Origin of the sequence: Bartonella queenslandensis AUST/NH15, assembly GCF_000312585.1 — a bacterium.
Lineage (GTDB): Bacteria > Pseudomonadota > Alphaproteobacteria > Rhizobiales > Rhizobiaceae > Bartonella > Bartonella queenslandensis_A.
In genome coordinates, this window is sequence record NZ_HE998251.1 from 1 (window position 1) to 369 (window position 369).

1 protein-coding gene is annotated in these 369 nt (G+C 34.1%); it reads right to left on the minus strand.

Translation table 11 applies throughout. The features are described 5' to 3' along the window. Positions 1–29 precede the first annotated feature (29 nt). Positions 30–369 (minus strand): biotin transporter BioY (locus BN338_RS10085; RefSeq protein WP_039762045.1); only part of this gene is annotated, 340 nt, incomplete at its 5' end.

Here is a 369-nt window from a genome sequence, read left to right on the forward strand (position 1 = left end):
ATTTTTCTCATGTACTGTAATACAAAACTTCATTCAAGAATCAGAACTACCCTTTCTCGAAATGAATGAGAGGAACAGTTTTTTTTAATGGTAAGTGCTACAAAGGATGCAATCAGCACCTTCAAAAAACCACCAATTAAAAAACCTAATGAACTTATTAAAACTGTTAGCAAAGGCACTTGTATCATATACGCTGTCCATGGAATACCAAAAGCATAGACAACGCCTATACCACCCACAGTATTTATCAAGAATAAGAGTATAAAATTCAAGCGCTGCCAAAATAACTCAACCAATAAGCCAATGAAAAATGCAGAAAAAGGAAAACTGATGAGATAACCACTCGTAACTCCTGAAAAAACACTCATT